15 protein-coding genes and 1 riboswitch are annotated in these 23,352 nt (G+C 44.5%); of the genes, 9 read left to right on the top strand and 6 right to left on the bottom strand.

Annotation, left to right across the window (positions count from 1 at the left end; genetic code table 11):
• Window positions 1–509: 509 nt before the first annotated feature.
• The gene (locus tag DD616_RS16145) at window positions 510–1,790 is read right to left on the bottom strand and encodes a cation:proton antiporter (protein WP_026027845.1); all 1,281 of its coding nucleotides are present in this window, start codon (window positions 1,788–1,790) and stop codon (window positions 510–512) included.
• Between the two features lie 182 nt (window positions 1,791–1,972).
• Between DD616_RS16145 and metH the strand changes: the two genes are divergently transcribed.
• Window positions 1,973–5,650, top strand: coding sequence for a methionine synthase (gene metH, locus DD616_RS16140; protein ID WP_208871920.1), 3,678 nt, complete (start codon window positions 1,973–1,975; stop codon window positions 5,648–5,650).
• A 66-nt stretch (window positions 5,651–5,716) separates the two neighbouring features.
• On the opposite strand, the gene lysC is transcribed toward metH, so the two are convergent.
• On the bottom strand, window positions 5,717–7,069 hold the full coding sequence (gene lysC / locus DD616_RS16135) for a lysine-sensitive aspartokinase 3 (protein WP_094166197.1): 1,353 nt from the start codon (window positions 7,067–7,069) through the stop codon (window positions 5,717–5,719).
• Between the two features lie 109 nt (window positions 7,070–7,178).
• Window positions 7,179–7,354, bottom strand: a riboswitch (Lysine riboswitch).
• A 178-nt stretch (window positions 7,355–7,532) separates the two neighbouring features.
• Here lysC and DD616_RS16130 point away from each other — a divergent pair.
• The 3 genes from DD616_RS16130 (at window position 7,533) to mgtE (ending at window position 11,440) form a co-directional block, all read left to right on the top strand.
• A complete protein-coding gene (locus tag DD616_RS16130; RefSeq protein ID WP_208871919.1) occupies window positions 7,533–8,654 on the top strand; it encodes a pyridoxal-phosphate-dependent aminotransferase family protein in 1,122 nt (373 codons plus the stop codon).
• An 847-nt stretch (window positions 8,655–9,501) separates the two neighbouring features.
• A complete protein-coding gene (locus DD616_RS16125; RefSeq protein ID WP_094166196.1) occupies window positions 9,502–9,897 on the top strand; it encodes a CBS domain-containing protein in 396 nt (131 codons plus the stop codon).
• A gap of 166 nt (window positions 9,898–10,063) precedes the next feature.
• Window positions 10,064–11,440 (top strand): magnesium transporter, encoded by a 1,377-nt coding sequence (mgtE, locus tag DD616_RS16120; RefSeq protein ID WP_088731551.1) that lies wholly within the window; start codon window positions 10,064–10,066, stop codon window positions 11,438–11,440.
• Window positions 11,441–11,554: 114 nt separating this feature from the next.
• Here mgtE and DD616_RS16115 read toward each other — a convergent pair whose 3' ends face one another.
• The 4 genes from DD616_RS16115 to DD616_RS16100 form a co-directional block, all read right to left on the bottom strand.
• Window positions 11,555–13,315: a PglL family O-oligosaccharyltransferase gene (locus DD616_RS16115; protein WP_208871918.1), complete on the bottom strand. Its 1,761-nt coding sequence runs from the start codon at window positions 13,313–13,315 to the stop codon at window positions 11,555–11,557.
• Between the two features lie 67 nt (window positions 13,316–13,382).
• Window positions 13,383–16,205, bottom strand: coding sequence for an excinuclease ABC subunit UvrA (uvrA, locus tag DD616_RS16110; RefSeq protein WP_208872337.1), 2,823 nt, complete (start codon window positions 16,203–16,205; stop codon window positions 13,383–13,385).
• A gap of 152 nt (window positions 16,206–16,357) precedes the next feature.
• Window positions 16,358–17,227, bottom strand: coding sequence for a UTP--glucose-1-phosphate uridylyltransferase GalU (galU, locus tag DD616_RS16105; RefSeq protein ID WP_013857894.1), 870 nt, complete (start codon window positions 17,225–17,227; stop codon window positions 16,358–16,360).
• 117 nt (window positions 17,228–17,344) lie between these two features.
• Complete coding sequence (locus DD616_RS16100; RefSeq protein ID WP_026027842.1) at window positions 17,345–17,992, bottom strand: LuxR C-terminal-related transcriptional regulator; 648 nt, start codon at window positions 17,990–17,992, stop codon at window positions 17,345–17,347.
• A 285-nt stretch (window positions 17,993–18,277) separates the two neighbouring features.
• Between DD616_RS16100 and DD616_RS16095 the strand changes: the two genes are divergently transcribed.
• From DD616_RS16095 to DD616_RS16075, 5 genes are all read left to right on the top strand, one after another.
• Window positions 18,278–18,811: a single-stranded DNA-binding protein gene (locus tag DD616_RS16095; protein WP_013857892.1), complete on the top strand. Its 534-nt coding sequence runs from the start codon at window positions 18,278–18,280 to the stop codon at window positions 18,809–18,811.
• A gap of 129 nt (window positions 18,812–18,940) precedes the next feature.
• A complete protein-coding gene (gene csrD / locus DD616_RS16090) occupies window positions 18,941–20,929 on the top strand; it encodes an RNase E specificity factor CsrD (protein ID WP_088731573.1) in 1,989 nt (662 codons plus the stop codon).
• Window positions 20,930–20,941: 12 nt separating this feature from the next.
• Window positions 20,942–22,384 (top strand): MSHA biogenesis protein MshI, encoded by a 1,443-nt coding sequence (locus DD616_RS16085; protein WP_115339467.1) that lies wholly within the window; start codon window positions 20,942–20,944, stop codon window positions 22,382–22,384.
• Window positions 22,381–23,025 carry a type II secretion system protein GspM gene (locus tag DD616_RS16080; RefSeq protein ID WP_208871917.1) on the top strand — a complete coding sequence of 215 codons (645 nt, stop codon included), beginning with the start codon at window positions 22,381–22,383 and terminating at the stop codon, window positions 23,023–23,025. The genes DD616_RS16085 and DD616_RS16080 overlap by 4 nt, the downstream gene beginning before the upstream one ends.
• Complete coding sequence (locus DD616_RS16075; RefSeq protein ID WP_017047101.1) at window positions 23,015–23,341, top strand: MSHA biogenesis protein MshK; 327 nt, start codon at window positions 23,015–23,017, stop codon at window positions 23,339–23,341. The genes DD616_RS16080 and DD616_RS16075 overlap by 11 nt, the downstream gene beginning before the upstream one ends.
• The last annotated feature ends 11 nt before the right edge of the window (window positions 23,342–23,352 follow it).

Here is a 23,352-nt window from a genome sequence, read left to right as displayed (position 1 = left end):
GCAGGGCTTTTTTCGTTTGAGAAAAATAGCATTTTATTTTTTATCACTCTCTCAGTGCCGTCTTCTAAAAATCAATTCCACGCATACTTACATACTCACTCCTTGTAATCCGTAACACTCTGATTAGCTAGGGCTCGCTTAGTCGTCTGTAGTTTTACTTGGCGCCCTTCTTCAATAATCATTGAACCTGTTTGTTCAAACTTGTTCGGCTGACTTTAAGTTATTTTGTGATTATTTGTGTATGTGAATGACTTTCTTTGGGGTGTTCGAGAGCCATCATCACACCTTCATTTGAATAGGGTTCGCCAGTTTTTTAAAATAAGTGTTACTAAAGCTATCCATAGTGATATTTCACCATAGTTCACAGCCTTAATTAGATCATATTTTTTAAATTGGTATTACAGTAGATATAGAGAGGAGGAGCAAAGTAAAGATAGCAAAAGCCGATGTTCTAGAACATCGGCTAGGGATAAAATTGATTTGATCAGTCATTACTGACAGTTTTCTTTCTACATTGACGACTTTTCAGCTTGTTTTGCTTTGTCTATCAATGGGGTAATTGTTGAACCTTGAATAAGTATTGAGAACACCACGACAGCGTATGTCATAACAAGGATTATCTCTTTTACATCAATAAGCTTGTCTGGGATAACTAATATGCCAGATGGGATAGAAAGTGCCATTGCTAGTGCTAGCCCACCTCGTAGCCCTCCCCAAGTTAGTATCTTTATTGACCATGGGTTGTAGGATCGGTAACGCTTGAAGCCGATGTAAGAGAAAAAAACGCTTAGATAGCGAGCAGATAAGACAAGAGGAATGGCGAAAGCCATCAATATCCAGTCCTCTTCATGGAATTTGAAGAGTAGCATCGACATACCGATAAGTAGGAAGAGCACACCATTCAAAAATTCGTCAACCAATTCCCAAAAGTGGTCAAGGTGTTCTTCACTTTCTTTTGAAAAGCCAATGAAGCGTGTCCAGTTGCCGATCATTATCCCTGATACAACCATAGCTAAAGGCCCGGAAACATGGATAACATCTGCAAAAACATAGCCAGCAGTCGGTATACCAATAGTTAAAAGCAGTTCCATTGAGTGATCATCGGTGGCGCTGATGAGGTAGTGGAATAATAGCCCAAGAGCTAGGCCATACAGGATGCCCCCCATTGCCTCTTGAATAAACAACATAGTTACACTACCTATGGTTGGTGCTTCCGTACCAAATGCAATAGTGAAAATGGTGACAAAGATAACCAAACCAAAACCATCATTAAAGAGCGATTCTCCCTCGATTTGGGTTGAAATACGTTTTGGTGCATTTAATTTTTTAACAATAGCTAATACGGCTATTGGGTCTGTTGGTGATATGAGTGCACCAAATAGCAGACAGTAAACGAGATCGAAGTGAATACCGATAAATTGACAGAAGGCGTATAGCCCAAAACCGATGAAGAAGGTTGAAAATAGCGTTGCGCCTAGTGCAAGAACCGCGATTTCCCATTTCTGATCTTTTAGGTTGGGTAATTTGATGCCTAGGCCGCCAGCGAAAAGTAGAAAACCGAGTATTCCTTTGAGCAGAAAATTTTCAAAGTTAATACTGTTGACGGTTTCTGTCGCTATTTGAGTTAGATGAAACCAATCATTTTGACCTGCAACTAAGATCAATAATGACAACATCATCGATCCTGCTGTAATGGCGATAGTGGTTTGCATATTGCCTATCTTACTGTTTAGAAAGGCAATCAACATTGCTGCTCCTGATAGGAAGCATAAAGTGTAATAGACAGACATTGTTTTCTCGTCGTGTAACAAAATATGAATGAAATTCTCCTTGGATGATGTACAAATAGCAAACACTTTTTAGCCATGATTGCAGATGTATCAAACGATAATTAAAGTGAAGTTTAGACGTCTAGATTTCTAATGGTTATATGATAGGATGAGCGAATAACCAAAAGGAATGAGGCTGTACTGTGGGAAGAGAAGTTAGAAGTCAAATTGAAGCTCAATTGCAACAGAGAATATTATTGATTGATGGTGGCATGGGCACCATGATTCAGAGCTATAAATTGGAAGAGCAAGATTATCGCGGAGATCGCTTTGCCCATTGGCCAAGCGATCTGAAAGGAAATAATGACCTTCTCGTCTTGACGCAGCCTCAGTTAATCAAAGAAATTCATAGTGCTTACTTGGAAGCAGGTGCTGATATCCTAGAGACGAATACCTTCAACGCGACGAGCATCGCAATGGCCGACTACGATATGCAAGCCATTAGTGAGGAAATCAATTTCGCTGCTGCAAAACTTGCACGCGAAGCTGCTGACGAATGGACGGCGAAAACGCCTGATAAACCTCGTTACGTGGCGGGAGTGCTAGGGCCAACAAACCGCACTTGCTCGCTCTCCCCTGACGTGAATGACCCTGGTTTTCGAAATATCAGCTTTGAGCAATTAGTTGAAGCTTACTCAGAATCAACACGTGCTTTAATTCGTGGCGGCAGCGACTTAATTTTGATTGAAACTATTTTCGATACTTTAAATGCTAAAGCCTGTGCCTTTGCGGTGGATTGTGTGTTTGAAGAGTTGGGTTACAAACTGCCCGTGATGATCTCAGGGACAATCACCGATGCCTCTGGTCGAACGCTTTCTGGGCAAACAACCGAAGCCTTTTATAATGCACTGCGACACGTTGAGCCTATCTCATTTGGTTTGAACTGTGCACTCGGTCCGGATGAATTGCGCCAATACGTTGAAGAGCTATCACGTATTTCCGAATGTTATGTCTCGGCTCACCCCAATGCGGGGTTGCCTAACGCATTCGGTGAATATGATCTTGAAGCCGATGAGATGGCGCAGCACATCGGGGAATGGGCGCGAGCAGGATTCTTGAACCTTGTTGGTGGCTGTTGTGGAACCACTCCTGAGCACATTAGACAAATGGCAAAAGTGGTCGAAGGTGTGAAACCAAGAGCGTTACCCGATATTCCAGTGGCTTGTCGTCTATCCGGTCTAGAGCCGCTGACGATTACCAAAGAGAGCTTATTCATCAACGTAGGTGAGCGAACTAACGTCACTGGTTCTGCGCGTTTTAAGCGTTTAATCAAAGATGAACAGTATGACGAGGCGCTGCATGTTGCTCGAGAGCAGGTCGAAAACGGTGCACAAATCATCGATATCAATATGGATGAAGGGATGTTGGATGCGCAAGCTTGCATGGTCCGCTTTCTCAATTTATGCGCTTCTGAGCCGGATATTTCCAAAGTACCAATCATGGTTGATTCTTCTAAGTGGGAGGTAATTGAAGCAGGTCTCAAATGCATTCAAGGCAAAGGGATTGTGAACTCGATTTCCCTCAAGGAGGGGAAAGAGAAGTTTGTTGAACAAGCTAAACTCATTCGCCGCTATGGTGCTGCTGTGATCGTGATGGCGTTTGATGAAGTAGGCCAAGCGGATACCCGTGAGCGAAAACTTGAAATTTGTACCAAAGCTTATCGAATTTTGGTTGATGAGGTTGGTTTCCCTGCTGAAGATATCATTTTTGACCCGAATATTTTCGCGGTTGCGACCGGTATTGATGAGCATAATAATTATGCAGTGGACTTTATCGAAGCCGTGGCTGATATCAAACGTAATTTACCCCATGCGATGATTTCCGGCGGGGTTTCCAACGTCTCTTTCTCTTTTCGCGGTAACAACTATGTGCGTGAAGCGATCCATGCTGTATTCCTTTATCACTGTTTTAAAAACGGCATGGACATGGGTATCGTCAATGCCGGTCAGCTTGAGATTTACGATAACGTGCCTGAGAAACTGCGTGAAGCAGTCGAAGATATCATTCTCAATCGCCGCAGCGATGGCACTGAACGCTTACTGGATATTGCGGCTGAATACGCGAACAAAGGTGTCGGTAAGGAAGAGGATGCCAGTGCGCTTGAATGGCGTTCATGGCCAGTTGCAAAACGTTTAGAGCATGCGTTGGTCAAAGGTATCACCGAGTATATTGTTGAAGATACAGAAGAAGCTCGTCAAAATGCCAGTCGCCCACTGGATGTGATCGAAGGGCCTCTAATGGATGGAATGAACGTGGTCGGTGACCTCTTTGGCGAAGGAAAAATGTTCCTGCCGCAAGTGGTGAAATCGGCGCGCGTTATGAAGCAAGCCGTTGCGCATTTAGAGCCCTACATCAACGCGCTTAAGCAAGCAGGTTCCAATAATGGCAAAATCCTTCTTGCCACAGTTAAAGGGGATGTACACGACATCGGCAAAAATATCGTTGGCGTCGTTTTGCAGTGTAATAACTACGAAATCATTGACCTCGGTGTTATGGTGCCATGCGAGCAGATCCTCAAAGTCGCGAAAGAACAGAATGTCGACATCATTGGGTTATCCGGCCTCATCACTCCCTCTTTAGATGAAATGGTGCACGTCGCCAAAGAAATGGAGCGACAAGGGTTTAAATTACCGCTTTTGATTGGCGGAGCAACCACCTCTAAAGCACATACTGCAGTTAAAATTGAGCAAAATTATCACCAGCCAGTTGTTTACGTGAACAATGCTTCGCGCGCAGTAGGCGTTTGTTCTTCGCTTCTTTCTGATGAGTTACGTCCTGCTTTTGTGGAAAAATTAACCCTCGATTATGAACGCACGCGTGATCAACATCACCGTAAAACCCCCCGTACTAAACCCGTATCATTAGAAGTGGCAAGGGCAAATAAAGCGGTTATCGATTGGGGTAACTATACGCCGCCAGTTCCGGCTAAATTGGGCGTACATGTGTTTGATGATTTTGATGTGGCTACCCTTCGTCGTTACATCGACTGGACACCATTTTTCATGACATGGTCATTGATGGGTAAATATCCGACGATTTTTGAACACGAAGAGGTGGGAGAGGAAGCGCAAAGTTTATTCCATGATGCTAATACATTGCTTGATAGAGTTGAGCGAGAAGGGCTACTCAAGGCTCGCGGTATTTGCTCTTTATTCCCGGCCGCGAGTGTGGGGGATGATATCGAAGTGTATCGCGATGAATCGCGCACCGAGGTTGCTCATGTTCTGCATCACTTACGCCAACAAACCGAAAAGCCCAAAGGTTATAACTACTGCCTGTCCGATTACATTGCACCAAAAGAGAGTGGTAAACGAGATTGGATCGGCGCATTTGCCGTGACAGGCGGAATTGGTGAGCGAGAATTAGCAGACCAATATAAAGCGCAAGGCGATGACTACAACGCCATCATGATCCAAGCGGTAGCTGATCGTCTTGCTGAGGCTTTTGCGGAATATTTGCATCAGCAAGTTCGTAAAGAAATTTGGGGCTATGCTGCTGACGAAGAGTTGTCGAACGATGATTTGATCCGTGAGAAATACCAAGGTATACGCCCAGCGCCGGGCTATCCAGCGTGTCCTGAGCATACGGAAAAAGGCACCTTGTGGGAGATGTTGCAGGTTGAGCAAACCATCGATATGTCTTTAACCACCAGTTACGCTATGTGGCCAGGTGCTTCGGTGTCAGGTTGGTACTTCTCGCATCCTGACTCTCGTTATTTTGCCATTGCACAAATTCAGCAAGATCAGATGCAAGATTACGCGCAACGTAAAGGCTGGAATATGCAAGAAGCGGAAAAATGGCTTGGGCCGAATTTAGATTAAGTAATAAAAAACAGGTTGGCTAAGCCAACCTGTTTTTTATTCAGCGTGTTACTACTCAATGTGGTTTTATCGTTCAAACAAATCTTGATGAAGTTTCTGAATTGCCGCTTTAGAAACCGACTCGTGTAATAAAAAGCAGAGGTTGTGTGGGCTGGCACCATAGCAAATCATACGCAAATTGAAATCTTCTAAGGTGCTAAAAACTTGTTTTGCATAGCCTTTGCTTTCACTCATGTTGTTGCCGATCAGCGCAACTAAACACAGATTATGTTCGACTTCAACTTTACACAGCTCTTCTAATTCTAAGCGCACCGCTTGAGGCAGTTCAGCTGCTCCACCTGAGGTATCGGTTTTATCTAATGTTAATGAGACGCTGATTTCAGAGGTGGTGATCAGATCCACCGAAATTTTGTGTTTGGCTAAAATTTCAAACACCTTCGAAAGAAAGCCGTATGCGTGAAACATGCTAGCGCTGCGTAGCGTAACCATGGTTTGATTGCAGCGTAGGGTCAAGGCTCTAAATAGAGGTGAGCTTTCCACACGTTTACGGATCCAAGTGCCGCCTTTTTCAGGCTCTTTTGAGGAGCCGACAAACACAGGGATATCGTGGCGAAGCGCGGGCAGCAACGTCGATGGATGCAAAATTTTAGCGCCAAAGTTTGCCATCTCCGATGCTTCGCTAAAGCTTATTTCCGCAATCGGAGCGGCTTTAGGCGCAATGCGAGGGTCGGTCGTATAAATCCCCGGCACATCAGTCCAAATTTCTAAGCCAGAAGCTTGTACCGCTTCGGCGATCAAGGCCGCAGAATAATCACTGCCGCCTCGGCCCAATGTGGTTGTATTCCCTTGTTCATCAGCGCCGATGAAACCTTGAGTTACCACTACGTGTTGCCGACAAAGTGGTGTTAACTTCTCTTGGGCTAATTGCTGGATCTGCTCTAATTGCGGTTCCGCCCGACCGTAGTGATCATCAGTACGCAGCACTTCTCGAATATCAAAACGGATCGCATCCATGCCACGTTCACGCAGTAATTGTGTCAGAATGAAGGTCGACATTAACTCGCCACAAGCCACTAAGTGATCGGTCAGTTTTTTACTCGCTTGAAAAGAGGCCGCTTCTGCGACACTGGCCACCATATCTAAAATTGAGTGTACCTCTTTTTCAACTTGTAGCGGGTCGGCAAGTTTATCAATAATTGCATGATGAATATCAGCTAACTGTTTGATAATACTTAAGCGTTGATTAGCATCTTGTATGCCATTGGCTAATTCAACCAATAAATTCGTCACGCCAGAGCAGGCACTGCTCACGACTAATTTGGTCTCTGGATTATTTTCGATCACAGCGGCACAAAGGCTCATTGCTTCAAAGTTAGCAACGCTTGTTCCGCCAAATTTGGCGACATTGAATGCGCTCACGGCATTTCTCCCACGACTTCCTGAAATAAAAATAGTGTTGGTGTACCAACGTCCAATGTTTGAAGAGAGTTTTTCTAGAGCAAATAAAGAGGTGTTTTTATGATTGGTTTACCTCAGAAGCTCTTCATCAGGGTTGCTGATGACAGTTGAAGGGATTCAGCCCATTCAACCGATAAACCAAATCCACAACCTTGGTTTATCTCGGCACTGCTCCCCATTAATGTTTTGTATTGGAGTTGAGGCTCCACAAAACATCTGCCTGGGCAGTGCTCCTCTTCTGCTAGATAGCTCATTCATTGAACGTTTTTGAACTGTTAATGTCAATCGCTAATTAAGTCCAAATGTAAAATAAAATTAACCAGAGTGTGACACTGGTTTGACCTCTAGACTTCGGTCGAATTGTTGCATCAGCAGATTTGTTTTACTCTGGGTATTCGTATTTGGCCGCAAGCAAGGAGCAACTATGTCCATTACCAGTTTTAACCCACCCCAGCGAATTTTGATGGGGCCAGGCCCGTCAGATATTTACCCCCAAGTATTACAAGCGCTGAGCAGGCCGACCGTTGGCCACTTAGATCCGCTTTTTATCCAGATGATGGATGAGCTAAAGCAGCTGCTTAAATACGCTTTTCAAACGGAAAATGAGTTTACCATCGCGGTTTCCGCGCCGGGCAGCGCTGGTATGGAGGCGTGCTTTGTCAACCTGATTGAGCCGGGAGATAAGGTCATCGTGTGTCGCAATGGCGTTTTTGGCGAGCGTATGCGCGAGAATGTAGTGCGCTGTCGCGGAGAGGCGGTGCTGGTGGATGATGAGTGGGGAACCCCCGTTTCGCTGGATAAAGTCGAGCAAGCCATACAGGCTAACCCTGATGCTAAAATTCTCGCGTTTGTCCATGCAGAAACGTCAACTGGTGCATTGAGTGATGCGCAAGCATTAGGTTTGCTGGCTAAGCAAAACAACATGCTGAGTATTGTAGATGCAGTGACATCCTTAGGCGGCGTGCCACTTTATGTGGATCAATGGCAGCTCGATGCCGTCTATTCTGGGAGCCAAAAGTGCTTATCGTGCCCTCCGGGTTTATCGCCACTGACTTTTTCAGCGCAAGCGATTGAAAAAATTCAATCTCGCACAACCCCCGTTCAAAGCTGGTTTTTAGATCAAAGCTTAGTGCTTGGTTATTGGAGCGGTGCAGGCAAACGCAGTTATCACCACACTGCGCCAGTTAACAGTTTGTACGCATTGCATGAAGCCTTACTGGTGTTGAGAAACGAAGGTCTAGAGCAGGCTTGGGCACGTCATCGTGTGATGCATGACAAATTAAAGCAGGGCTTAGAAAAATTAGGATTTGAATTTGTCGTTGCTGAAGATTGTCGTTTACCGCAATTGAATGCGATCTATATTCCAGAAGGGGTTGATGAGGCTAAAGTGCGAGCGCATTTGCTCAATCAATACAACCTGGAGATCGGCGCAGGCCTTGGCACTTTAGCGGGTAAAGCGTGGCGTATTGGTCTAATGGGGTATGGGGCGCGCAGTGAAAACGTGGCCTTATGCTTACGGGCGCTAGAAGAGTCATTAACAAATTAGCAAAAAACACATAAGGGAGCATTTGCTCCTTTTTAGTGGTGCTGATGCTGAACGTTGTTCGTTTCAGCATCAATCATAAAATTCATTTTTATTGTTAGCTCTTCCTAGCGTGAGTGGAATACTCGTGATTGATGTCTTAAGATAAATTCTTCCGTTAATGGTTTAATTACTCCTATGAATATAAGTGGCATTTTGTGTATTTATAATAAATATACGATGCTAAAGTTTGTGGCCTAAATATTAGAACAGGTTTGGATGCTACTTTGTATTGTCATGGTATTGTAAAAAATGAACATTGTTCGATTGTTTTGGTTGACCATTATTTTATCTGCGTTAGGATAACCGCGCTGAGAAAGCATACTTATTATTAACTTTTTAGAGGTGCAATAGAAACCTATGGACTCGTCGAGTAGTCGATTATCCAAGTGTGGTATTTTCTGGTTAGTAGAAAAGCCTACGTTTTGTTGCCAACTTTTCATTTAAAGCCTCGCTTTTGCTAAGTTGGTATTCATACTAACGAAGCTCCTTTTCTTGTTCTCTCCTGTCAATATCACACTCTTTTTATAGAGTATCGTGTTTGTTTAAGTCGATCATATGATTTATTCAATACAGCGTTTCTACTGGCTAGAGCGTGAATGCTTTTGAATTTCTTGCGTGTCATCTGTACACCGCTAGAACTTTCGCAAGTACACGGCTTCTCTATTTGACTGACTTTATCTTCTCCTAACTTGCTTGTTCAAGGCGGGGAATGCTTGAGCTTGATGGTATAAGCTTATTGCAGCTCAGTTACGTGGATTTTCTGCATAATTTGGTTTCTTTGCCTTGATCGTTTCAAGGAGATACAAAGATGGTTATGTACAACACATCATTAGCTATGGGCAACCGGCTACCTGCTGCTCACTCTATTCAAACCGAAATGGATAACAACTTTATTTGTATAGGCGCATCGCTATCTGTAGAGGCGGTGATTGCGATTCTACGCTCATCGTCCTTAACCGATAAGCGTTTAAACCTTATCTTTATCTCTGGTGATGCAGGTGAATACTTAGGATTTGTTTATTTAAGCAAGGTGGTGGTATCACAGATGAATATCATCATGAAAGATATTATGCACAAAAGCGATATTGCCGTATCGGCCTTAATGGATAAGGTTCAAGCTAGAAAGTTATTATTAGACAGTCATTTGCCTATTATCCCTATCATCGATAGTCGTAATCGAGTGATTGGCGCCTATTCTATATAAGAAATATTAACAAACTTTAAAATAAGTCACTCAATCTCACTAAATAAAATTTTAGTGAGATTGGAACAGTGTGCTTAAAATTTAAGTTATTCATTGAATACATTGATTATAAAAATAAGCTTTAAAATTATTATGTTTATTTTTAAAGTTAAATATCGGCTGAGATATGATAATGAAATTACAAAAAATAGCGTTAGAACTCGCTGCGATTAATTTTAATCGTGACCCATTAAACTTAAATCAATTAATGGAACAGTATCCCATCGCTGATATTGCTCAAGTCTTCGCTGAGCAGTTGGCTAATCAGACCTTGAGCGAAGAGGATGTCTTTGAGCTGGTGCAATTGATGCCAATCGCTCGTCAAGCGGCGCTATTGGGGTATTTTTCTGAGCCTATCAGAGAAAAAGTGGTGGAGAGAATGCCGCTCGAAGCGCTTGCGAAAGTGCTTCAAGTTATGCCCCATGATGAAAGGGCTGACTTATATGCTCACTTGGATGAGACGCGCCAACCGCCGCTACTTGCTCTACTGGATCAACAAGAGCGGCAAGATGTACAACAACTTGCAGCCTACCCGCAAGGCTCGGTCGGCTCTATCATGACGACAGATTATGCGACGTTAAACGCCGATGATGATGTGCAGCAGGCGATTGCGCGTTTACGTGAAATGGCCAACGAGAGGGAAACCATCTATCAAGCGTATGTGATTGATAAACAGAATCGCTTACTTGGTACACTTTCGCTTAAGGATTTAGTGCTGGCACAACCGACCTCGCTTGTCTCTGACATCATGACCAAAGAGACAGTGTTTGTGCGAGCCGATGAAGATCAAGAGTGTGCAGCGCAAGCCATCAGTAAATACGATTTACTTGCGGTGCCTGTTTTTGATGAGCAATTTCGTTTGGTCGGTATAGTGACTTATGACGATGCGATGGACGTGGCCGAGCAGCAAGCGGATATGGATTTTCATAAAGTCGCTGCGGTTGGTTTTACCGGTAACCTTAAAGAAGCCAGCGTATGGTTAATGTACAAGAAACGTGTGTTTTGGCTGGTGTTGTTAGTCTTTGGTAATCTTTTTTCTGGTGCCGGTATTGCGTACTTTGAGGAGACGATTCAAACCTATGTCGCCTTGGTCTTCTTCTTACCACTGTTGATTGATAGCGGCGGTAATGCAGGATCCCAGTCAGCTACGTTGATGGTTCGAGCCTTAGCCACTGGTGAAGTGGTGATGAAAGATTGGCTATCCATGTTGGTGCGAGAGTTAGGGATTGCGGCGTTATTAGGGGCAACAATGGCCATTGCTGTCTCTTTATTGGGTTTTTGGCGAGGCGGCAGTGATATCGCTTTTGTCGTTGCGGTAACGATGCAAATTGTGGTGATTATTGGCTGTATTGTTGGAATGCTCCTTCCGTTCATTCTGAATAAGTTTAAGCTCGATCCTGCGTCAGCCAGTGCTCCGTTGATCACGACCATTGCGGATTCTATCGGGGTGATCATCTATTTCAGCGTTGCTACCATGGTGTTGGATTTTCCACCAGTGACGTAAGCCATTCATCTGGCAGTGAGATCTACTGGTTGGAGTGTGAAATAAGCTCAACGGTTAAAAGCTTTCTCTATTTTTGGGAAAGCTTTTTTTATGAATAAGGCTCATATACTCAATTTAATTGGCAGACGAACGATCAGCCGAACTGGTTGGCGGGCTATACTGCACCTCACTGAAATCCATATTGGGGAACAAAAATGCGGCTTCGGAGCGAATTTGCTCTGCACGGCTTTCGTCACCAATACCTTGGTAAGCCAAGATCAGATTATTGTAAAAAGCAGGACGCGGTTTATGTTTTATGATGGCCAATGACCAGTCGATGTATGGCGTAATCAATTTAGAATCTTGATTATACAGACCAATGTTGAGGTAAGTGCTGTAGACATCCCAATCAAAACGGTCTTTCCAAACCACAGGGTTCGTCACCTTTTGTAGGATATCCGGGTTCTTGGGTTGAGATTTCTCAAATTGGGTAAGCACGTAATTACTGTGCAGTGCGCTGAGCATATAAAAGCCAGTCAAAATCGGCAGTACTAAACTCAATACTCGAAACAGGGATTTACTGATAAGGCCAAAAGGGGCCGAACGGTATTTAGCCACGCGTTGATCAACCCAAAAAAGCAGAATAATGAAGGTTATCCAATGAATGGCAGAATGGTAAAATGGGTATTCGAGTTGGCTGTGCAACACGATAGGGATGAAAAGGGCGAACATCGCAAGCCTGGTCCCTTTCTTGGCCGAATACATCCGTATGAGCACGAAAAGCATGGCCAGTGTGATCCCTAGCACAGGTAACAAACCGCCTTCCACCGCCCAGAATAGTAATTCATTATGAGGATGATCCATCGACGCCAACCCCGGTTGGTAGCTAGGGTTTAATTGGTGTTGCCTTGCGGTATAAAGCAAATATTCAGATTCAAACTTGCCATAGCCATAACCCGTGAAGGGTTTTTCTATGACCATATCGATGGTTTGAGGAAAGGTATAACGGCGAGGGCTCTCTAAATCAGCCTTATTCTCTAGAAAATCGCCCGTGCCTTGGGAATAGACAGCGACAAACCCTAAAGCAATACCCAATAGCGTCGCAGCGCTCCATCCCCAAAATCGTTTAGGCGTCGAAAATTTAAATAGGTAAGGCAGAACAAAAAGCGTGCCGAGTACTGCGCCAATCCAGCCAGTGCGCGAGGCTAATATCACCAGCAACGGTGTAGTGAGCAGTGGAGTGACATAAAGTAGACTCACTTCGCTAACATGCTGATTGTACTTTTTCGGTTGACGAGCCAGTAAATAGCCGGACATAACCAGCCCTGTCGCGAGAAAGCTCGCCATCACATTCGGTTGCTGAAAAATGCCGTAAGGGCGGTTGATGAGGGTGTTATAGCCAAAAATATTATCGGGTGAAAGCAAAAAGTATTGGTACAGACCAAATAGAGTTTCAATCAATACCGCGAGTACGATAAACCAGAGTAATCGCTGCTTATGTTTGTTACTAAAACGAAATTGTTGCAGCAATACAAAAAAAAGCAGCCCAGTCCATAGTCCTAACATTCGACTCAGCGACGACTCAATTTGAGCATTCGTATAAAGCAGCGGAATCGTCATGATGGTACAACTGATGAAAAGACCGATGGTCAGTTTGGAATAGCGTAACCTACGGTTAGATGCGAGTTGATACAGACCTAATGAGAGCGTAAAACTAAGGGCAAGCCAAGTGGTTGGATTAAAAGATAAAGCCAGACCTGAGCCACCAGGGTTGGGCATAAAAAAATGCATTGCCAGTAAATAGAGAATGCCAATCGAAAGCAAAAAGGGTTTGTTTAACGGGATGGCGGGTATTTGTGCTTCAAGTTGTGTACCGCTTAGGTGCAAAGTTGCCATAGGTCTCGCGTTCCAATTAAAAGAAACCAGCAACTACTTGCTGGTTTCTTTACTTTACCGTTTTTTTCTATTTCAACATAGGCTTAAGAAAGCGTGCTGTGTGTGAACCTTCGATCTGCGCCACATCTTCGGGCGTTCCTTGAGCAATAATTTCGCCGCCGCCTTGTCCACCTTCTGGCCCTAAGTCGATCACCCAGTCTGCGGTTTTAATCACATCTAAGTTGTGTTCAATCACTACCACGGTATTGCCGTGGTCGCGTAGGCGATGCAGTACGGTCAAGAGCTGTTGGATATCATGGAAGTGTAAGCCAGTCGTTGGCTCATCCAAAATGTACAAGGTTTTTCCTGTATCGCGTTTTGATAGTTCACGAGCCAGTTTGACGCGTTGAGCTTCGCCCCCTGACAATGTCGTCGCCGCTTGTCCGAGGCGTATGTAGGATAAACCCACGTCAATCAAAGTCTTGAGTTTGCGAGCGATCATCGGTACGGGCTCAAAAAAAACGTAAGCATCTTCGACGGTCATCTCCAACACTTCATCAATCGCTTTGCCTTTGTAGCGGACTTCCAATGTTTCACGATTATAGCGTTTGCCCTTACACACATCGCATGGCACGTAAACATCGGGTAAAAAGTGCATTTCAACCTTAATCACACCATCACCTTGGCATGCTTCGCAGCGTCCACCACGTACGTTAAAGCTAAAACGACCCGGTTTATAGCCCCGAGAGCGAGACTCTTGAGTGCCCGAGAATAGCTCGCGGATCGGTGTGAAAATGCCTGTATAGGTGGCTGGGTTTGAACGGGGAGTTCGGCCTATCGGGCTCTGGTCAATGTCGATGACCTTATCAAAATGCTCTAACCCTTTGATTTTTTGATATGGAGCAGGCGTTGCTGTGGTGGCTCCATTTAAGGCCGTATGAGCAATTTTAAAAAAGGTATCATTAATTAAGGTTGATTTACCGGAGCCTGAAACCCCTGTTACGCAGCTAAATAAGCCAACAGGAATCGATAAATCAACCGTCTTGAGGTTGTTACCCGACGCACCGATAAGCTCCACCGTTTTCTTGGGATCTCTCGGGGTACGCACGGTAGGAATCGCAATTTTTTTCGCGCCGCTCAGGTACTGTCCTGTGAGCGAATTAGGGTTGGAAATTATGTCATTCACATTCCCTTCTGCGACGACCTGCCCACCATGCACACCAGCGCCGGGGCCAATATCAATTACATGATCGGCCATACGAATCGCGTCTTCGTCATGCTCTACAACTAATACCGTGTTGCCTAGATCGCGCAAATGCGTGAGCGTTTTTAATAGCCGTTCGTTATCACGCTGGTGGAGCCCAATCGATGGCTCATCTAAGACGTACATTACCCCAACGAGTCCAGCGCCAATTTGGCTCGCTAAGCGAATCCGTTGTGCTTCGCCTCCTGATAGGGTTTCAGCACTCCGAGAAAGGTTGAGATAATTCAACCCAACGTTGACGAGGAAATGCAAACGGTCATTGATCTCTTTCATTACTTTTTCAGCAATTTGTGCTCGTTGGCCTTCTAAATCAAGAGATTGGAAAAATTGCAAGGCATCGGCAATGCTCAGTTCCACCACTTCCGGGAGCGCGGTGTCATTGATAAATACGTTGCGAGCTTCGATGCGTAAACGGGTGCCATTACAACTGGTACAAGGTTTGGTCGAGATGTATTTCACCAAATCTTCACGGACAGAGTTAGATTCTGTATCGCGATAACGACGTTCAAGTGTATTGAGAATGCCTTCAAACGGATGGCGTTTAACCCGAATATCACCACGGTCATTAATGTAGTTAAACTCAATCTCAGTTTTCCCCGAGCCTTTCAAGATGATTTCCTGAACCTTTTTAGGCAGTTTGTTAAATGGGGTGTGTAAATCAAAATCATAATGCGCAGCGAGTGACGTGAGCATCTGGAAGTAGTAGTAATTTTTCTGATCCCAGCCACGAATCGCTCCTTGCGCGAGGCTGAGTTGGCTATCTTGGATAACGCGTTCAGGGTCAAAATATTGTTGTACGCCTAAACCATCACAGGTGTGGCATGCGCCCGCTGGGTTATTAAATGAGAACAGCCGAGGCTCTAACTCCTGCATACTGTAGCCACAGTGTGGACAAGCAAAATTGGCTGAGAATACAATCTGTTCGCCTTCACCATCCATATCAGTAACCACAGCAATACCGCCTGACAACTCGAGCGCTGTCTCAAAGGATTCGGCTAGGCGCTGCTGTAGGTCAGGACGAACTTTAAAGCGATCAACCACCACTTCAATGGTGTGCTTTTTGTGCAGCTCAAGGGTTGGTGGATCAGTCAGATCGCACGTTTCACCATCAATGCGGGCGCGGATAAAACCTTGCGCGGCCAAGTTTTCCAGCGTCTTAACGTGTTCACCTTTGCGCTCTTTCACAATCGGTGCAAGCAGCATCAGTTTTGAACCTTCAGCTAACTCCAATACCTTATCAACCATCTGGCTGATGGTTTGAGCGCGAAGTGGAACTTTGTGCTCAGGGCAACGCGGCTCACCGACTCGCGCATAAAGCAGACGCAAGTAGTCATAAACTTCGGTAATGGTGCCAACCGTAGAACGAGGGTTATGCGAGGTTGATTTTTGTTCAATAGAGATAGCCGGTGAAAGACCTTCAATATGGTCAACATCCGGTTTTTCCATCAAAGATAAAAATTGGCGTGCATAGGCAGACAGCGATTCAACATAGCGCCGTTGGCCCTCTGCGTAGAGTGTATCAAAGGCGAGAGACGACTTCCCCGAGCCTGATAGCCCTGTAATCACCGTTAGTTTATCGCGTGGAATGGTCAGGTTGATATTTTTCAGGTTGTGGGTTCGAGCGCCCCTAACTTCAATTTTGTCCATCATCTAGGCTCTATGTAACACAAGTTAAGCAAGTATTGCATAGTGTGAGTTTTGTGCAAATAGGTACTGGATAAAAAAACAGTAAATAAAAACCACGGGACTTGCCGTGGTTTTTATTGGGGAGGCGCTAGGTGACTAACGCATTCGGTTACTTAAGCTTTATGAGTCGAATGTTTATCCAACGCGACTTTTTGTTCGTTCTTTTTGTACATGTTTTCAAAGCAGTAGTTAGTGGCTTCGATATAGCCTTCTACGCTACCACAGTCAAAGCGTTGGCCTTTGAATTTATACGCCAATACACAGCCTGATTGCGCTTGTTTGAGTAGCGCGTCGGTAATTTGAATTTCGCCACCTTTACCCGGCTCGGTTTGCTCAATCAGATCAAAAATATCTGGGGTTAAAATGTAGCGGCCAATGATGGCTAAATTGCTTGGTGCGGTGCCTGGTTCTGGTTTTTCAACCATGTCATCCACTCGGAACAGATCGTCTTTGATCATTTCACCGGAAATAACACCGTATTTATGTGTTTCATTTTCAGGCACTTCTTGAACGGCAACAATTGAGCAGCGGAACTGTTTATACAGAGCGACCATTTGTGCCAAAACCCCTTTTTCTTGATTGACACATAAGTCATCGGCCAGCACCACCGCAAAAGGTTCATCGCCGACTAACTCTCGACCCGTTAAAATCGCATGGCCTAAACCTTTCATTTCACGTTGACGAATGTAGGTGAAGTTGGCGGTATCAATGATTTCACGAATATCAACCAGTAGCTCTTCTTTGTTGGTGCCACTAATTTGATGCTCTAGCTCATAGTTTTTATCGAAGTGATCCATGATCGAGTGTTTTCCACGCCCAGTCACAATACACATCCCGGTCATTCCAGCTTGAATCGCCTCTTCAACACCATATTCGATCAAGGGTTTATTGACGACTGGCATCATCTCTTTAGGCATTGATTTGGTCGCTGGAAGAAAACGTGTACCGTAGCCAGCGGCTGGGAATAGGCATTTTTTGATCATGCTATAACCTTATTTTTATTTGAATTGTTAATTGATGGCGCAACCTTATCATGCTTTATGAAACGCTATCACCACTAAAGCGGTGAACTCAGTTAAATTCTGCGTGAAAGCACATAATTAAGACAGAATATTTTGATTGGCCCACGCAATCGCTTGGACCCTATTTTTGACCGATAGCTTTTTGAATATTTGGTAGAGATGTGATTTGACCGTGAATTCACTGATGAATAAATCTTCCGACATTTGGTTATTCGATGCGCCAGTTTGTAAGCAGCGGAGGATCTGTATTTCGCGGGCGGTTAAGTCTGTAATCACTTGAGCAGTGTGGGATTCAAACGCGTAGCGATAGTAGTGCAGTAACTGGCTTACAGCGTGTCTGGGTAGCCAATTTTGTCCGTTAATGATTTCACCAAGCCCAAATGCAATTTTATCTAGGGTGTCATTTTTATAAAATAGCCCCTTTAAATGGCCAAAGGTTAATAAGTCATTCGTGGTTAATCTTTGCAACACATTGATAAGGATCGTTTCATGATGCTGACTGCTTAATGGGCAGTTTCCCAAGCGTTGCTGCAGTAGCGCATAATCGGCATGGTCAATCATCAATATTTTGTGTTTATCTGGACAATACGTTTGGCGCAGGATTTCAGGCTCAATTTTCGGAATGGGCAGTCCAAGCCGATCGGTTAAATGGTCAATATAAGGGTGTTCTTGCTCTTTATCTAAGCAAAGAAAGTAAATGGTGCGGGTATAGTTTGCTTTTCTCATGGTCACTTCCTGTTGACGAGAATGTTAGACAACTGTCTAGAAAATGACGGAAATTAGGTTATAAAGCCAACGAGATAAATAAAATTGCGCTTAGTTTCATATGGTAAGGTAACTGAGTGTTTTGTCATCCTTAAATTAGAGGTAGTGGTTCTAAAAAATAGGAAATTGAGCAAGATTGTGAGATGAATTTTGACAACTATTTCTGTGAAGATTTGTGCCTCGCATAAAGCGTGGTATCCTAGTCAGCTATTTAAAGAACACTCATGATGGAAGACGGAGCAAAACATGGCAAGCCGTGGAGTAAATAAAGTTATTTTAGTGGGTAACCTAGGTAACGACCCAGAAATTCGTTATATGCCTGGTGGCGCTGCTGTGGCAAATATCACCATTGCAACGTCAGATTCATGGCGTGATAAAGCAACTGGCGAGCAACGCGAAAAAACCGAATGGCACCGTGTTGCGCTGTTTGGCAAATTAGCCGAAGTGGCTGGTGAATACTTACGTAAAGGTTCACAAGTGTACATTGAAGGTCAGCTACAAACTCGTAAGTGGCAAGATCAAAGCGGACAAGATCGTTATACCACCGAAGTTGTCGTACAAGGTTTTAATGGTGTGATGCAAATGTTGGGTGGCCGTGCTCAAGGTGGTGCTCCAGCGCAAGGTGGAATGCCACAACAACAGCAACAAGGTGGCGGATGGGGGCAACCTCAGCAGCCAGCGATGCAAAAGCAACCACAGCAACAGCAATCAGCTCCTCAACAGGCTCAACCTCAGTATAATGAACCACCAATGGATTTTGATGACGACATCCCGTTCTAAACGTTCGAATGTCGAAAAAAGCCGCGAAAACCGCGGCTTTTTTATATAGTTATCACTATTAGCATTTTCTTATTTGTCAGCACAGCTTAGTGATCGACAAAGTTTACGTTGAAAAGGAATTCAGCATTCATGCGGTATACACCAACACTGAAACTGAGTACTCGGTTAGTAGCTTTTGTTACGCTCATCGTAACCAGTGCAATGTTCATTTTGTTTATTGGTGGAACTTTGTCTTTTCAACGGCTTGGACAAGAATATCTCAATCACTACCTAGCAGGAATTGTGGAGGTAGTCGATAAAGAAATAGAAGATCCTGATGCCGCTTATTCATTGCAACGTTGGATGCCCAAAATGTTGCAAGCCAGTAGCATTGTTGAAATGCAGCTCTCTTCACCAGCTGGCGTTATTTACCGTTTTAAAGATACCTCGTCCAAAGTCGACCCTGCCCGTTTGTACCATATTGATATTATCCTTGAACGTAATCCAGGCTACAGCATCAGCTTTAAAGCCGTTCCGCCTTATCTCAGTTATAGCTACTCATTGGGTGCCATGTGGTCTATTACGTTGGCAGTTGGTCTCATCGTGTTTTGTTTGATTCGTGGGGTAAAGTGGCTTAAAGAGCAATTGCTTGGATCTGAATTGTTGGAGGAGCGAGGGCGAATGATTCTCGCCGGTCGAGTGGAGCAGTACGCCAAAGGTGATCACCGCGAGTGGCCTTATACGGCGAGTGAGGCGCTTGATGTCCTGATTGATGAGCTGCAAGATGCTCGTCAAGAGCGTAGCCGCTTTGATACTTTTATCCGGACCCAAACCTTCTTAGATAAGTTGACGGGTACGGCCAACCGTGTCCTTTTTGATAGCAAATTGGAATCAGCCTTGTTAGAGAATGGCGCGCGTGGTGGCGTTTTGTTAGTGCGTATCGATGATTGGGATTCTCTGTGCGAAGAAAATGATAAAAAAGCAGCGGATGATCTCGTTGTGGAAGTCGGGGAGAACATCTCCAACGTCATACAGCGTTACCCAGATGTGATTTTATCTCGCTATTACGATACCGATTTTGCCATTTTTGTGCCGCACCAAGGGGTAAAAGAGGTCGCTTCTATTGCTACACAATGTTTGAAGCTTTTAGCGCGCATATCGCCTCCTGAGCCGCTCGATAAAGAAAACTGGTGCCATATAGGTATCAGTATGTACAGCGAAGGCGAGCGGCGTGGTCGAGTGTTGGATGAGGCAGAAACGGCCTTAAAAAGTGCTCAGTTACAGCGAGTGAATACGTGGAGCCGCTTTAAAAAGAGTACTTTTTTCCAAGAGGAACGCGGCAGTGTGCGTTGGCGAACTTTGTTTGATCAGGTGCTGACGCCTGAGAAAATAATTTTATTCCGTCAACCTTGCTATTTGCTTGAAAAGACGAATGATTTAGTATGGCTGCACGATGAGTTGTTTGCGCGTATTGATGATCCAGAACAAGGTGTTATAAAAGCCTCTCGCTTTCATTCAGCCTTAGAAACGGTGGGTTATGAAATGGTAATGGATCGAGCCGTATTGCTTAAAGTCGTTCGTTTGCTTAAAAGCTCTGAAGTTAAGGTCAATGTGTCAGTGAACTTGCATGTGATTCCATTCGCCGATAAGCAGTATTTTAAGTGGTTCCGGCATGAATTGTTGCAACTTACCTCGAGTAGCCGATCGCAGCTCTCCTTTGAGTTTCCTGAAGGCCGATTAGTGCAACATCTCGATTATATGCGCCCCGTTATTAAGATGATCTCCGGCCTCGGTGCTAAGGTAATCGTAGGGCAGGCGGGCAGAACCATTGTCAGCACTCACTACATAAAAGATCTTAAGATTGATTTCCTTAAGTTACACCGCAGTTTGATGAAGAAAATAGACCAACGGCATGAAAATCAGCTGTTTGTTCGTAGCATGATCGGTGCTTGTGGCGGTACTCAGACTCAAGTTATTGCGGTCGGTGTCGAAACAGAGCAAGAGTGGCAAACGCTAAAAAACCTAGGCATTCATGGTGGGCAAGGCCGACTGTTTGAAGAAGAACAGCCTTTGTTACCTGAGAAAATAATTAGCCCTAGCGTGACCTTAGGGCGAAGAAATCGTTGGCGTAAAAAATAAAAGCGAACCTATATGAATCTTCAGTCACTGATTGATAAATTAAAACCATCTAAAGCGACGTTGCGGCAATTGTTCGTTGTCGTAAGACCTGATGCTCTCTATTTCTCGGCTTTGGATGATGCGACTTTGCCGACAGAGATCCCGCTTGATGGTGCAACGTGGCAACAGGTACTCTTTCACGCACTCAAACCGCTCAACATCAAGGGCACGGTAATTAACCTTGTCCTCCATGCTCATTTTTATCAAACTTATCAAATAGAAAAACCGCAGTTACCCAAAGAAGAGTGGTCAGTCGCCCTGCCATTTTTATTGAAAGATCTGGTGACAGAGAAAGTCACTGACATCATCGCTGATGCTTTTCCGTTACCCGCAGATAATAAAATTCAAGCCTACGTGGTCTCAAAACGCACGGTATTGGAAGTGGCGTCGCAACTGAGTGCGATGGGTTTAGAGTTAGGCAAAGTCATTCCCGAAGATGAAGTGTGGGCGAGAAGTGCCGGTGATCTTGAGCATTTTTTGCTGCTACAGCGCAGTAAAAACAGCAGTTTTAAGTTTGACGCATTTGTGGACCAAAAATGCTGTTTTCAACGCACAATGAGAGGTGTTGTCTCTCCCATTACTGGTGTCGCCAGCTCGGTTTTACAGCTCGATGGCTTAGCGTTAGAACTGCAACGTTCGATCGATTACCTTTCCTCGCAGCTTAAAGGGGCCTCATTACATCAGCTAAAAGTGCTGTGTGATGAAGAAGCGCAGCAAGAGTTGGTCGATGCATTAAATGAACGCCTAAATGTCAAAGTTTCCCTGCTTGATGAGCGGTTACCGAGTTCGGCTCATCTGCTGGTGGAGCAAGTGACTCGCATTGACGATTCAATGCTCAACTTATACCCGGCGCATCTTAAGCCGAAGAAAGAGTATTTTTCACTGTCCATGGTCTGCGCGATTTGGGGCATTGTCGCTTTAGTGATGCTATTGGCCTATGCCAGTTATCAATGGCAAAATAGTCAATTGAAACAGCAGCTACAAGCTAAACAAGCGCAAAATAAAGTCCTTGCTGCTGAATTAGAAACGACCAAACAGAAAGTTGATAAGCATAAGCCATCGGTTGAAAAAATGGCGGCGATTGAGCGTTTGAAGCAGCAAATTAAGGGCAAACAAGCCACATTGGATTCGATTAATGAGTTTGATCAATCACAACAGGTCGGTTACTCAGGAGTCATGCGTTCGCTAGCCACACTCAGCCGTGATGATATTTCATTAACGACCATTACCATCCATCATGAGCAGCTCGATTTGCAAGGCTTGGCTAGAGAGGCGAAAGATATTCCAAACTGGTTAAGTCAGTTTAAAAGCGAACTGAACCTAGTGGGACGTGGTTTTGAAAAGTTAAAAATTGCGCGCAATGAGCAAGGCATTCTCATCTTTGAGCTTAAAACTAAAGCGGAGGATAGCCAATGAATTGGCAGAGCATCAGCAACAAATTCTTAGCCATCAGTTCGCGTGAAAAAATGTTGATCGCCCTGTGTGGCTTAGTGGTGATTACACTGCTCTTGTTTAGCTTGTTACTTGAACCCGCGATGAAATCGGTGGCGGCTAATCGGTTACAGCTTCAGTCTGTTGAGCAGATGAACCAGCGAATGCAAGGTGAAATTCTGTTATTGACTGCTAAGCTTAATAAAGATCCGAATCAAGAGATCAATCTAGAATTCAAACAGTTAATGGCGCAGAGCCAAACTCTCTCGTTTGAGTTGGCAGCATTGGTTGATTCACTGATTACACCCGCGAAGATGGCGCAATTGCTTGAAAGTGTTTTGGCAACCAGCCCAGAGTTGACGTTGGTCTCCATGGAGTCATTAGCAGCAGAGCCGATTGCAAATAACAACCAATCATCTGAATATTCAGGCTATTATGTTCATCCTGTGAGATTGGAGTTCACCGGTAATTACTTCGCGATATTGAATTATTTGACCAATTTAGAAAGTTTACCGATGAAGTATTATTGGCGTCATTTCCAATACAAGGTAGAAAATTACCCCCAAGCCAGAGTCATTATGGAAGTGTACACATTAGGCATTAGACAGGAGTTTATTGGTGGTTAGATCCGTTTTTTCACTGCTGTTGATGTGTGTTGTATGCAGTAGTTGGGCAGCGCAAGATCCTACCGCGCCATTAGGTTGGGCGAGTGAGAGCGCATCACCTGTCAATAAGATAGAGAGTTACCCGCTACCTAGGTTGCAAAGTATTGTATGCCAACAAACCATACCTTGTGTGGCAGTGCTTAACGATCAAGTGGTTGGCATCGGAGAGTCGCTATTTGGCTACACAGTAGAAGCCATTGAGCCACAGCAAGTGACCCTTTCTCGCAGAGGAAAGATGTGGGATTTAAGCCTCTTTTCTCTGGACATCAAGCAGTAAGGTATAGAAAT

This window comes from Vibrio anguillarum (assembly GCF_003390515.1).
GTDB lineage: Bacteria > Pseudomonadota > Gammaproteobacteria > Enterobacterales > Vibrionaceae > Vibrio > Vibrio anguillarum.
This window is presented reverse-complemented; position numbering and strand designations above follow the sequence as displayed.

Bases quoted from the DNA above. Each gene is read 5' to 3' on its own strand.
- DD616_RS16145 (WP_026027845.1), bottom strand. From the start codon at position 1,790: ATGTCTGTCTATTACACTTTATGCTTCCTATCAGGAGCAGCAATGTTG.
- DD616_RS16130 (WP_208871919.1), top strand. From the start codon at position 7,533: ATGTCCATTACCAGTTTTAACCCACCCCAGCGAATTTTGATGGGGCCA.
- DD616_RS16125 (WP_094166196.1), top strand. From the start codon at position 9,502: ATGGTTATGTACAACACATCATTAGCTATGGGCAACCGGCTACCTGCT.
- mgtE (WP_088731551.1), top strand. From the start codon at position 10,064: ATGATAATGAAATTACAAAAAATAGCGTTAGAACTCGCTGCGATTAAT.
- DD616_RS16115 (WP_208871918.1), bottom strand. From the start codon at position 13,315: ATGGCAACTTTGCACCTAAGCGGTACACAACTTGAAGCACAAATACCC.
- uvrA (WP_208872337.1), bottom strand. From the start codon at position 16,205: ATGGACAAAATTGAAGTTAGGGGCGCTCGAACCCACAACCTGAAAAAT.
- galU (WP_013857894.1), bottom strand. From the start codon at position 17,227: ATGATCAAAAAATGCCTATTCCCAGCCGCTGGCTACGGTACACGTTTT.
- DD616_RS16100 (WP_026027842.1), bottom strand. From the start codon at position 17,992: ATGAGAAAAGCAAACTATACCCGCACCATTTACTTTCTTTGCTTAGAT.
- DD616_RS16095 (WP_013857892.1), top strand. From the start codon at position 18,278: ATGGCAAGCCGTGGAGTAAATAAAGTTATTTTAGTGGGTAACCTAGGT.
- csrD (WP_088731573.1), top strand. From the start codon at position 18,941: ATGCGGTATACACCAACACTGAAACTGAGTACTCGGTTAGTAGCTTTT.
- DD616_RS16085 (WP_115339467.1), top strand. From the start codon at position 20,942: ATGAATCTTCAGTCACTGATTGATAAATTAAAACCATCTAAAGCGACG.
- DD616_RS16080 (WP_208871917.1), top strand. From the start codon at position 22,381: ATGAATTGGCAGAGCATCAGCAACAAATTCTTAGCCATCAGTTCGCGT.